9 protein-coding genes and 1 pseudogene are annotated in these 12,779 nt (G+C 50.4%); 2 read left to right on the forward strand and 8 right to left on the reverse strand.

Translation table 11 applies throughout. From position 1 onward, the window contains the following. Positions 1-49 precede the first annotated feature (49 nt). The 8 genes and pseudogenes from P2W70_RS20130 to P2W70_RS20160 form a co-directional block, all read right to left on the reverse strand. Positions 50-1,978 carry a RagB/SusD family nutrient uptake outer membrane protein gene (locus tag P2W70_RS20130; protein ID WP_276483314.1) on the reverse strand — a complete coding sequence of 643 codons (1,929 nt, stop codon included), beginning with the start codon at positions 1,976-1,978 and terminating at the stop codon, positions 50-52. Between the two features lie 12 nt (positions 1,979-1,990). Beyond that, complete coding sequence (locus P2W70_RS20135; RefSeq protein ID WP_276483315.1) at positions 1,991-5,317, reverse strand: SusC/RagA family TonB-linked outer membrane protein; 3,327 nt, start codon at positions 5,315-5,317, stop codon at positions 1,991-1,993. A gap of 92 nt (positions 5,318-5,409) precedes the next feature. Beyond that, complete coding sequence (locus tag P2W70_RS20140) at positions 5,410-5,568, reverse strand: hypothetical protein (protein WP_276483316.1); 159 nt, start codon at positions 5,566-5,568, stop codon at positions 5,410-5,412. A gap of 253 nt (positions 5,569-5,821) precedes the next feature. After that, complete coding sequence (locus P2W70_RS20145; protein ID WP_276483317.1) at positions 5,822-6,676, reverse strand: TonB-dependent receptor domain-containing protein; 855 nt, start codon at positions 6,674-6,676, stop codon at positions 5,822-5,824. A 76-nt stretch (positions 6,677-6,752) separates the two neighbouring features. Continuing rightward, positions 6,753-7,031, reverse strand: a pseudogene (locus P2W70_RS34470) (TonB-dependent receptor plug domain-containing protein); the annotation flags it as partial. Positions 7,032-7,080: 49 nt separating this feature from the next. Then, a complete protein-coding gene (locus P2W70_RS20150) occupies positions 7,081-7,209 on the reverse strand; it encodes a hypothetical protein (RefSeq protein ID WP_276483318.1) in 129 nt (42 codons plus the stop codon). 72 nt (positions 7,210-7,281) lie between these two features. Then, positions 7,282-8,478, reverse strand: coding sequence for a mannonate dehydratase (gene uxuA / locus P2W70_RS20155; RefSeq protein WP_276483319.1), 1,197 nt, complete (start codon positions 8,476-8,478; stop codon positions 7,282-7,284). A gap of 49 nt (positions 8,479-8,527) precedes the next feature. Beyond that, positions 8,528-10,186, reverse strand: a complete 1,659-nt coding sequence (locus tag P2W70_RS20160) for a UxaA family hydrolase (RefSeq protein WP_276483320.1) — start codon at positions 10,184-10,186, stop codon at positions 8,528-8,530. Positions 10,187-10,778: 592 nt separating this feature from the next. Between P2W70_RS20160 and P2W70_RS20165 the strand changes: the two genes are divergently transcribed. Next, positions 10,779-11,645 (forward strand): AraC family transcriptional regulator, encoded by an 867-nt coding sequence (locus P2W70_RS20165; protein WP_276483321.1) that lies wholly within the window; start codon positions 10,779-10,781, stop codon positions 11,643-11,645. A 131-nt stretch (positions 11,646-11,776) separates the two neighbouring features. Next, positions 11,777-12,607, forward strand: coding sequence for an SMP-30/gluconolactonase/LRE family protein (locus P2W70_RS20170; RefSeq protein ID WP_276483322.1), 831 nt, complete (start codon positions 11,777-11,779; stop codon positions 12,605-12,607). The last annotated feature ends 172 nt before the right edge of the window (positions 12,608-12,779 follow it).

The raw sequence follows: 12,779 nt of genomic DNA on the forward strand, positions 1-12,779 counted from the left end.
TACACCCTCTGGAGATGCTATATGCTATCCAAAAACTGTTGGGTTGGGATTACTTAGGTAATTCGTCCTTCACCGCATCTTCCCACTTATCCCATCTTACCACTGCGGGATCGTAGCCGCTGTAGCCCTGGTTTTGCCACAGTTTGGCGCCACCTGTCGCGTTGATCGCGTTTTGTGGTATGGGCCAGCAAATGTTGTGCGCACCCATCGTGTAAGCGCGGCCTTTCACCACGGCTTTGCCCTTGTTGTAATAGTTATTGTAACGGGATACACGCGCAAACCAGTAGCTCTTGGTAGATAGGTTTTCGACATTGTAGGTATTACCCCACTCATCGGCCTTGCCACTCAATGCCAGGCAATACGAAGCACGGCTCAACTCGGTAAAGCGCCATTCTTCCATGTTCAGTTCACGGGCGCGCTCGTCGAAGATGTCTCCAATGCTTACGGTAGTAAACAGCGTAGTACATCCTGCACGTTGCCTTACCTTGTTCACGTCGGCCGCAGCACCGGCGGGATCGCCAGCATAGAACTTAGCTTCTGCACGCAGCAGGTAGGTTTCGGCCAGGCGATAGCAATACAGGTCGCCGGCTCCACCGCGGTGGTTGGCTTCGTTGGCATTACCCGTTTCCAACGGATCTTCGATGTAATACTTGTAATGTGGCCAGTCGAACCACTGACGGATGGTGTCATTACAAAGAATGGCTCCGGCATCGTTGTACAAGCGCAGGTTCTTACCATACCAGGCTGTGTTTCTGGGATCATTGTACTTCAATGAATCGACACGTACCCAGTTTCCTACTGTACTGTTGTGGCGAAGGTCACCTGCATCACTGATATTGGTCCACAGTTCGTTGGTGGCCATATACGTAGGACGAATATGCGCGATACCACGTCCCAATGCATGCGTGTAGTCATAAGCAACACGGTAGTTGGCATTGGAAGTAGCCACATACAGCAGTGCCTGTCCTCCGGTAGGCATCGTGGTGCCGGTTGCATCGAACCAGGGCAGCCAGTTGCGCATCGTGTTCATTTTAGTACCGGCATCTGTACCGTTGCGGTTCACCATCATCAGGATGGTTTCTTTATTGGCACCAATGCCTTTATTTTCCGGACGGTGCAGGTCCCAGATCACGTTACGGGTGATGGGCCAGGTCTGGGGATAAGGATTGATGAAAGAACCGAAAGGTGCCGTCATCAACGAATAGCCCGACTGGTCAATCAGGATATTGGCCTGATCGATGGCTTTTTGCCATTGCGCGGTTGCCATATAACACTTAATGAGCAATTGACGGCAGGCAGCCTTATTGATCATCCCGACAAGGCTCATATTCTTCTGATCGGGCACCCACTCTACCGCTTTCTCCATATCGGCAGTGATCATCTGCAGGATGGCTTCACGTTTGGTGCTTTTGTAGTCTACCTTTGGCTGCTTCAGCATCCTGGTAACGAGGGGAACATCTTTGAATTTGAATACCAGGTCCATGTAACGCAACGAACGGTGAAAGAAAGCCCGGCCCCTGTAAATATTCTTGTCATTGTCGCTAACATCCGTAGCGTTATCGACATAGTTGATCACTGTATTGGCATACTTGATACCATTATATGTCTCATCCCAATACCACATCATTCTTTCGGGCATTTCAGTAGGAGTAACCCGGGTAGCGATATCTGCCAGGATATTGCCGTCGTCGGTCTTACTGGCCACCGCCATATCCGTAAACATATATTCAGTACTGATCGGCAAACTCAGGTCCTGGTAGTTGAAATAAGACCAGTAGGTACGCAGGTGACGGTCGGCCGTTGCAAGCGCCGCATCGAGCCCTGCCTTATTGACCAGGGTCTTATCCGGCTCGTAAAAAGAGGTAGGCTCGGGTGATAAAAACTCCTTGCTACACCCTGACTGAGTGGCCAGCGTGCTGGCCAGTATCATGGCCACCGCTGTTTTTCTATTGATGATCGTTTGAATTGTCTTTTTCATGCTCAATCGTTTTTAGAGAGTAACATTTAAACCAAAGTTGAAAGCCCTGGGCGCCATTCCGGAGCGGAACATCTGATTGGCGTCGCCACTGGTATTGAACGTCTCGATATCACCATACTCCCAATTCTTTTGTTTGGTCCATACGGCCACGTTGCGTACACTCGCAAACACCTTCACTCTTTCAATGCCGGCTTTGCCCACCAGGTTACGGGGCAGCGTGTAACCGATCGAGATATTCTCGAGGCGGATGAAAGAACGATCATAGAGCATACCGGGTGCGCCTACGCCAGTAACGCCCTTCGCGTCCAGACGGGCTACCGTTGTAGTTGGATTATCGACGGTCCAGTAATCTTTTTTCCAGGTATTGGCCAGGTTGGTCACGAGAGAAGTACCATTGTCCTGGTTGAGGTAAATACCTGCAAGGCTCTTATGCCCCATATAGGAATAAAGGTTGAAAGCGAAGTTGAAGTTCTTCCACGTAAAGTCGTTGCGCAGTGACCACATGATCGGAGGAGCAGACTGTCCGAGGAATTGCTTGTCATTATCGTTGTACTGTGGTGTAACAGTTCCGTTGGGGTTCTTGATATCATCCGCGGTGTAAGAATTTTCCACTTTAGGATCACCGGGGCGCTGACCATACCTCTTTGCTTCAGCCTCTTCCTCTTTCTGCCAGATACCGGTCACCTTGTAATCCCAGATCACACCGATCGGCTGACCGATAAACCACCTGTTGCCTACGTCGTCGCGCTCACGGTAGGTGGTGATGTTACCTGCACCATCATAGATAGGCGTCGTGTACTCGTAATACAGGTGCTGGATCTCGCTTCTGTATTTGGAGAACCCAAAGGTAGTATTCCAGGTAAAGTCTTTGGTCTTGATGTTGGTGGTATTGATCGTGATCTCGAAACCTTTGTTCACGACTTTACCGAGGTTGGAAGCGATGCGGGCAGCACCAGAATAACCGGGCAGTGTACGGTTCATGATCATGTCTACCGTTGGGGTAATGTAGTAATCAAATGAACCGGTAATACGGTCATTCAGGAATCCGAAGTCCAGGCCAAAGTTGGCAGACTCTGTTTTCTCCCAGGAAAGCTGGGTGTTGGCCAGGCGGTCCATGAACAGGTATTTGTATTGCACCAGGTTGCCGTTGTTGTCGAGGTAACCTTGTGTAGCACCGGTACCTGCCGTCAGGTTGGCAAATGCGAGGTACACATCCGCCAGTGAACGGTTACCGTTCTGACCATAAGAGAAGCGGAATTTACCGGAGGTCATGGGCTCCCAGTTGAAGAACTTTTCATTGGTGAAGGTCCAGGCTACGGCAGCAGACAGGAAATTGGCGCGTTTTTTATCCGATCCGAAGGCAGAGTATCCATCCCGACGGAAAGAAGCGGTGAACATATAGCGGTCATCGTACGAATAGAACAGGCGTCCTAACAAACCATCGGCCGCTTCCGTAATGTCTTCCGAGTCGAAGTTACTTTTCGCTTTGTCGGCGTTCTGCACTTCATGGTAACCCAGGATATCGCTCGGGCGGATGTCGCGGGCTTCGATCCTGTCTTTCCAACCCTGGCGTTTTTCCGCTTCCTGTACGAGGGTGACTGCTACGCGGTGTTTGGTCGCGAATGTCTTCTCCCAGTTGATGGTATTGTTAAGTGAATAATCGAAACGCTGGGTCTGCTCCCGATTGATGAGACCATTGGTGGTTTTCCAGTCGGGGTGGCTGGCCGACTCATGGTAACGATCGCGGAACTGCTGGTAACGGGGCGATGCATTGAACGAATAGGTGATACCGAAAGGCAATTTCACCTTGGCGTTGATGATCGCGTTGATGACTGTATAACCTTTGTCAAGCGTCAGGTATTGCTTGTCGAAGTCATAATTGTAACCATAGTTATTGAGCATGGCGTCGCCCTGTGGGTGTACTGCCAGTTTACCGGTGGCATCATAATACTGCGCATAAGGTGAGTTGCGGATTACCTGCTTTTGCCAATCCGTAGCGATACTTCCATCGGTTCGGTTCTGGAAGTTGACGTTGGCGCCGATCTCGAGCCATTTGGTCACTTTGTTCTCCACCTTCAGATTGGAACGGATCGCGCGGTAATTATCGCCTACGATAATCCCTTTGTTTTCGAGGTAGCCGGCAGACAGGTAATAGTTGGCATTGTCGTTGGCGCCGGATACACTGATATTGTAGTCCTGGTTGGTACCGGTCTGGAATGACTGATCGTACCAATCGAAAGTTTTATTATCCAGGAAATTTTTCAGCGTAACGTCGGCCATGTTCAGGCGTCTTGCCCATACTCCATCGTTATTGGCAACCGGTGCAGCATCATAGGCTCTCCACTGGTCGATGGTAATACCGTATTTGGCCAGGTTTTCAGCGGTGGCCTGGGCATAGTAACCAGGTCTTTTGTTGCCACTCCATTGTGTCAAGGGTGTCTGGTAAGCGTCGTAAGTACCTGTAGCAGTGTTGGGGCCATAGGTGGCTGCGGTATACCAGTCTTCACGATAACGCATGTAGCCGGCAGCATCAAACACTTTCCGATTGGCAGCCATGGTCGTTGCCCCGAAGTTGCTGGTGAAGTTGATCTTGGGTTTTCCTTTCTGACCACGTTTTGTGCTCACGATCAATACGCCGTTGGCAGAGCGGGCACCATATACAGCTGCAGCCGACGCGTCTTTCAGTACGTCGATCTGGGCGATGTCGTCGGGATTGATCTCAGACAATTCCCCATAGAAGATCATACCGTCCAATACGATCAAAGGGTCATTGTGTCCACCATCCGTGTACACGGAACGCTGGCCGCGAATCTGGATCGAACCACCGCCTTTGGCATTGGGATCGAGACCTACGCTGAGCCCGGGTGTACCACGCAGTACATCCTGTACGGTGTTGGGGTTCTGATCAGCCAGTTTATCGGGCTTGATCTGTGTGATGGCGCCGGTCAGGTCTTTCTTACGGGCCTGTCCGTATCCAATTACCACCACCTGGTCGAGGTTGTTGGAAGTGGCAGACAGTAATACGGATACCAGACGACTGGATGGAACCGTCAGCGTTTGGGTTTCATGACCTACATAGGTCACTTCGAGTCTGTCGCCAGGTTTGGCGGCAATCTTGAACTTTCCTTCTGCATCGGTTTGCGCCGACACCGTAGAGCCCTTTACGGTTATGGTGGCGCCTACTGCAGGGCCTTCGGCGACACGGATCTGACCGGTCACGGCCTCCTGCGCAAAGGCGAATGTTGTCAACAGTAAAAAAGTTAGGGATAATAGCAACTTGGTTAGTAGGGGCGACCGGTCAGCCTTGCCGGTCCGTCCCCAGATGTCAATTTCTTGCATAACAGCAGCAATTTTTGTTTTTAATACAGCAGCGGGAGCCTGGTTTGCGGTCCCCTGGAATCATTAAGTATTTCGAAAAGTATAATATCAGGCTACGCGGACGAGGCGCAATCCTGGAAAGACGCGATGTGATTTAAGCCGGTGAAAAGAGGGTATTCGTTGTTGATCGGTTGGTAGCTGATGGAAGCTTCGATCTCCGGGTTTTGCCGGGTGGTGGTATAAAAGCAGTTGGGGATGGCAGCACCATCCATGGCAAGTCAACAGTCATATTCGTTAATTTTTGGAGAGTGAAAACGATCCTATCAATCCTAAAATTATAAGTGCGCAATCGAAATCAGGGGGGCAAAGAAACATAATAGAGGGGGCAAATCCTCATTTTTAAGCTGGCCGCAGCTTATAATCTTTCCACACAAAATGAAACAGGCTGATTGACAATCATTCGCGCATCGGTATTTTTTAAAATACCCCGCCTTGTAGTAGAAAAGTAGTATGCCTGTATACCGGTCAATCTTTCAAAAACCGATACTGGACGCCGACCAGCAGGATACGTCCGGGATGAGCCGGCATGAGGCGATCGGTGTAGTCGAGCAGGTTATCGACCGTGGCGTGGGCACTCAGGTGGTCTTTGTAAAAAGGATTTTCCCTGGTGGCATACAGGAGGAAGTAGCCGTCCACAAAGGCATCGTAACGGTCAATGAAATAGTTGTTATTGGCATCTCCGAAGGGATACTTGCCGCGGTAGTTGACGCGGCAAGACAGGTTGATGCCGGCCTGCTGCCTGAGCAGGTGCTGCCGGATCTCGCTGATCTCGCCGGCCTTCTCCAATTGTTGAAGGGTGGCTGCCAGCACTTCGGTGCCGACAACCATATAGTTACTCAGTGGGTTGACAAATACCTGGTAGCGAGTTTTGTAATCCGGCGCCTTGAATCCGGTACCGGCTGACACCCGAAAGGTAAATTGGGAGTAGATCTTCTGCTGCAGGCCGATGCTTGGGTTCAACTTGCCGCCGTAGGTATTGTGGCGGTCATTGCGAAGGCCGCCAGTCAGTTCGGTGGTGGGGGTCGGGTTATACTTGGTTTGCAGACAGGCAAATCCCGCCGCCATGTTGTTGCCGGTCTTGTAGGAACTGGTGTTCATGATCTCGACGCTTCCTCCCAATCCACCGGTAAATTTCAACCGGTCCTCCATTGCCCAGGCAAACTGCTGCTCCAGGCGGTGCAGGGTTTGGGTAAAGGTTTCGCTGCTGACAGGACCGCTTTGCTGTTGCCAGGCCACGCTCATATCCGACTGGTAGTGGGTGAAGTAGTGAGAAAGGGGTCTCCCCTTCCAGGATAGCATCGACGGTATTGAGGCTACCATATAATATAGATACCATTGCCTGGGGTTGTTTGGCGCCGTGGCGGGTGACGATGTTGATGGCCCTGCCGAGGGCGTCGCTGCCGAACAGGCAGGAGGACGCACCTTTGATGATCTCGACCCGTTCGATATTGGTTACGCTGATACGCGAAAGATCGAAGTTGCCGCTGTTGCGTCCGGTCATGGGTTGCCCGTTGATGAGTACCATGATGTATTCTGAGGAGAAGCCCTGCATCTGAATACCGGTGGCGCGGGCGCCTCCACTGATGTCACTGACGACGGCTGGTAAGCGCCAACGCATCGTGGAAGTGTATGGTCCGTTGATGGTGAATTTTTCTACCCGACTGCCGGCAGCCATCAAAGATTTGCATGACAAGCTTCATCCTTAAGGATGCAGCATAAACTTATTACTTGTTGAAAAAGAGACTGGTTTTCGTAGTGACGGCGGGTTTATTGTCGGTGGCCGTTATCGTATCGCTGGCCGTGGGTGCTATGAAGATCCCGATAAGCCAGGTAGGTACTGCCGCAGTATCCATGTTTTGTGGCGAAAAGGCACAAAAAAGAGGCAGCATTACTGCCGCCTTGATCTTTTACATCGTTCCATTCATTTATCGTGGTAAACTACGTGATATGCCTAATTCGAGACCACGCAGTTCGGCCAGGCCGCGCAGGCGGCCGATGGCAGAATAACCTGGATTGGTCTTCTTCTTGAGGTCATCAAGCATCTGGTGTCCATGATCGGGCCGCATGGGTATGGAAAGGTTACGGCTATTCATCACCTGTAATATTTCTTTTACGACACTGTACATGTCTACATCGCCTTCGAGGTGATTGGCTTCGTAGAAGTTGCCGTCTGCATCGCGTTGCGTGCTGCGCAGGTGGATAAAGTTGATGCGATCGCCAAAACGCTTTACCATGCCTGGCAGGTCATTGTCTGCGCGTACCCCAAATGAGCCGGTGCAGAAACAAAGTCCGTTCGCCTTAGAGGGCACTGCATCGAACAGGGCCTGTACATCAGCGGCTGTGCTGACCACACGGGGCAATCCAAAGATCGCATAGGGAGGATCGTCGGGGTGAATGGCCAATACTACACCTTCCTCTTCTGCCACCGGGGTGATCTGTTGCAGGAAATAGATCAGGTGCTGTTGCAGCTTTTGCGCATCGATCCCATCGTAGGTATCGAGGGCTTGCTGAAACTGTGCCAGGGTGAAACTTTCTTCGGAACCCGGCAAGCCGGCAATGATGTTGCGCTGCAACAATGTCTTTTCGGAGTCGCTCATGCCCTCCAGCCGGTTTACGGCGGCGGCCAGTTCTTTATCCGAATATTCACCGCGTGCTCCCTTACGCTTCAACAGCAATGCGTCGAACGCTACCAGTGCAGCACGTTCGAAACGCAGGGCCTTCGATCCATCTTCGACCGTATAGGCGAGATCGGTACGTGTCCAGTCCAGCACGGGCATGAAATTGTACGTAACGATCTTTATACCACAACGGGAAAGGTTGCGGATGCTCATCTTATAATTCTCGATATACTGTTTGTAGTCACCTTGCTGGATCTTGATGTGCTCATGCACCGGTATGCTTTCTACCACGTTCCAGCGTAATCCGGCGGCCTCGATCTCGTTTTTACGCTGCATGATCTCTTCTACCGGCCACACCTCTCCATTGGGAATATGGTGCAGAGCGGTTACAATGCCTGTTGCGCCTGCCTGACGAATATCCCATAGTCCAACGGGATCTTTGGGACCAAACCATCTAAAAGATTGTTCCATCAGGGGCGTCGGCTTTACTGCGGTGTTACTCATGAATATTGATCTGGTTTATTGTTTGAGGGAACGAAGATAACAGAATGCTTTATAAACTTACGCCTCTTCTCCAGGGAATAAAATCATCCTGCCCCAGCAATACCGCCTTGGGTTGTACGTTGCCACTGGCCACTTCGATCATATACTCCAGGATGCGGTCGGCCGCTTCGGGTATGGTCTCAGTGCCTTCGATGATGGTGCCGCAATTGATATCGATGATGTCTGGCATCTTCGAAAACGTTTTCGTATTGGTCGACAACTTAACAACGGGTGCGATAGGGTTACCGGTAGGTGTACCCAGCCCGGTAGTAAACAAGACGATATTGGCCCCTGAGCCTACTTCTGCTGTGGTGCTCTCCACATCGTTACCGGGCGTACACAGAAGATTAAGTCCTGGCCTGGTAACACGTTCGGGATAATCGACGACATCGGTAACGGGCGAGTTGCCTCCTTTTTTGGCAGCTCCCGCCGACTTGATGGCATCGGTGATCAATCCGTCCCGTATATTGCCGGGTGAAGGGTTGGCATAAAAGCCGGAACCGTCTGCTTCTGCTTTCGCATTGTAAACACGCATCAGGTCCATAAACTTCAGCGCGGTAGCTTCATCTATACACCGATCGCTCAACTCCTGCTCTACCCCACAGAGTTCGGGAAACTCAGCGAGGATCACCGATCCACCCAGCGTAACGAGGATGTCCGAAACATATCCCAGTGCCGGGTTGGCCGATATGCCGGAGAATCCATCAGAGCCACCGCATTCGAGGCCCACACACAATTTGGACAGCGGAGCTGGTTGACGAACGATGGCATTGGCCTGCATCAATCCCGCAAACGTTTGCTTGATGGCTTTTTTCAGCAATTGCTGCTCCGTACCTTCTTTTTGTTGCTCGAGGATCACGAGGGGCTTATTGAATTGCGGATCGCGTTTTCTGATCTCGTCCTGCAGGATAGATGCCTGGGCATGCTGGCAGCCGAGGCTCAAAACGGTAGCGCCGGCTACATTGGGATGGGTGATGTAACCAGCCAGTAAGCCACAAAGGGTGTTGGCATCGAGGCGGGTGCCGCCGCAACCCATGTCATGGTTGAGGAATTTGATGCCGTCTACATTGGGAAATACGCGCTGCGGCTTCCGCTCGGTAAATACTTCTTCGAAGGGCGTGGCCAGTATGGAGACATCATCGGCCCCTTGCTGGTACAGTTTTACGAGCTTTTCCACATCAGCTTCGAATGCCTTTGTTTTGCTGTAGCCCAGTTTATCGATCAGTGCTTCTTTCAATACCTCCACATTGCGGTTCTCGCAAAATACCAGGGGGATCACGATCCAATAATTCCCTGTACCCACTGTACCATCGGCCCGGTGGAAGCCATTGAACGTTCTATGGGCCCATTTGGTAACATCTGGTTGATCCCACGTGAGCCGGCGCTGACCGAGGCTAAAATCTTCTGCCGCATGGTGTATATTCTGGGTGGTGATGGGGCCACCTTCGGGAATGGCAGTATCTGCCTTGCCCACGAGCACCCCATACATATAGATCTTATCGCCCGGGTTGAGGGGTTGCAGGGTAAACTTGTGTTTTCCAGCAACCTGATCGGTCAGCGGAAATTGCCTGCCTTTGTGTTGTATCAGCGTCCCTTTGGGCAGGTCCTGTAAAGCCACCAGCACATTGTCGCCGGGATGTATCTGGAGGTATTTGTGTGTATGTTCCATAATTTTTTTGATGCCAATATTCTTTAGTACAAATAAATATATGTCGGCAAGTATAAAACCCCATCAGGTTGTCAATTCAATAAGCTGGATTGGCATGGTTAAATTATATAAAAAGCCTGTTATCAAGGAGTTTTATCCTTTCCAAACGTCCCGGATCGATGTTTTTGCAACGAAAATAAGTATCCTGTTCCGTCCTGATTTTCGAAAACGTTTGCATAAATAAAGTGATTATGCGCTGATACCGCTTTGAGAAAAATTGGGCAATTTGTACCAGGATAGTAAATGCTGTATTCTGTTCATCAAAATTTGCTTGCCATGGTATACTGCCATTACCAGGTTGCTGTTTTCCTTACTGAAAACCTACCTCTTTCACGCCCGCGACGGGTTGTTCATGCCAGGAGTATCTCCTTTCCGGGCACCCATTACCACCTGCTGCGACAGGGCGATTCCACGGCGCCTCCCCCGCAATAGTTTCGAACATTTTTCCGGAAATAGCGCTTTCTTTTTCCGAAAACGTATTTTCCGACCGGCAGACTGCGTTACTACGCTGATCGGATCGACTAAAAAACCGCGAACTCCAAACACACACTGCATGCGACCGCAACTCCTTAAAGTATCTACCGGCCCGCGCCACTCTTTCAGCGTACGCCGCGACCTGGTTCCCTATATCAACAACCGCTGGCATTATCATCCCGAGATCGAGCTGATCCACTTTAAAAAGGGAGAAGGCACCCAATTCATCGGCGACAGTATCAAGCGGTTCAAATCGGGCGATATCGTCATGGTAGGCGCTCACCTGCCGCATTACTGGCGGTTTGACGATAACTTTTTTGAAGAAGAAATGCCTGCTCCGGCCGATATCCGCGTAGCGCATTTTTGCGAAAACTTCTGGGGCGAGCAGTTCCTGCACCTGCCTGAGAATGTCGGCATCCGTACTGTACTGGAAAAATCGAGGAGAGGGCTGCAGATCACGGGCAAAACGCGTCAACAAGTGGGAGAACTCCTGGAACGCCTCCTCAAGACGGATGGCCCCGAACGTATCATCATATTGATGGAAGCATTACACGTCATTGCCGACTGCAAGCAACTGACTACGCTTTCATCGATCGGTTTCAAACACGATATGGTCGACGCCGAAAATGACCGGGTGAATGCCATCTACGAATACTCCCTGAAACACTATAAACGCAAGATACAACTGGAAGAGATTGCGGCTGTCGCCAACATCAGTCCCAATTCCTTCTGCCGGTATTTCAAATCCAGGACGCGTAAAACGTATTCGCAATTCCTGATCGAGATCCGGGTAGGCCAGGCCTGTAAACTGCTGATCGAAAACAACCTCAGCATCAAACAGCTTTGCTATGAAAGCGGTTTCAACAACTTCACCAGCTTTCACAAGTATTTTAAAATGATCACGGGTAAAAGTCCGCTCAGCTACCAAAAGGAATTCATTTCCTGATCCGGTTCTTATTGTTCGTTTTACAGTTCGCGTTATACATCATCCCCTTTGTGCCGGTTCAACCATTGCGCACAAAGGGGATGAACTTTTGGTTGCATACCGTATCTTAGGCCCACTTAAAACCTAACAACATGAAAATGACTTTTGCTGCCCTGTTGTCCTTGTTGGCCATCAGTGCCCGGACCCAAACCCATTCACTCGAAAAGATTTGGGAAACAGATACCGTAGTAGCGGTACCGGAATCGGTGCTTCCTGCGCTGAATTCAGCCGGTAAGCCCTTTTTGTATGTGTCACTGATCGATGGTCAACCCTGGGAAGCAGATGGGAAAGGCGGCATTGGTTCGCTGAGCGAAGATGGCAAGCATTATAACCCCAACTGGTTACAAGGCCTCCATTGCCCCAAAGGCCTGGGCATATCCGGCAACAAACTGTATGTAGCGGATTACAACACGGTCGTGGTGATCGACCGTACGACCGCACAGATCCTCCAAAAGATCACCCACGACAGCGCTAAATCATTCAATGACGTCACTGTATCTGAGAAAGGCGAGGTCTATGTTTCAGACTCTAAAACCTTTAAGGTATGGAAGTTGGAGAATGGTCAATTGAAACTGTACCTGGAAAGCCTGCCGGGCCTAAATGGTTTAAAAGCAGTTGGGGAAGACCTGATCATTGGTGCCGGCAAATCCTTTTTAAAGGCTGATGCAAAGAAAAACCTGACCAAGATCGCCGATTTACCACAGGGAGCAGACGGCATTGAACCAATCGGCAATGGCGACTACCTCGTTACCGCCTGGGTGGGCTACCTGTTTTACGTCCATGCTGACGGCAAAGTAGAAACCTTACTGGAAACACACCCGCAAAAAAAGAATACGGCCGATATCGGGTATGATCCGGTCAAGCGGATTGTGTACGTACCTACTTTTTTTGGTAAAACCGTGACCGCTTACAGGCTTAAATAAAAGAAGCTACCAATCTCCAGCGAAGCTGGAGAAAAACACAAAGCTCCCGGAAGAAACCGGGAGCTTTTCTTTTTAACCTATTAAGACACATGAGAATTACCGAATAATTAGCGTCGTGAGAAGTAATTTATACAATACATAGTAATTACGAGAGTAGCATAACAACTCAATA

Source organism: Paraflavitalea pollutisoli, assembly GCF_029360705.1.
GTDB classification, from domain to species: domain Bacteria; phylum Bacteroidota; class Bacteroidia; order Chitinophagales; family Chitinophagaceae; genus Paraflavitalea; species Paraflavitalea pollutisoli.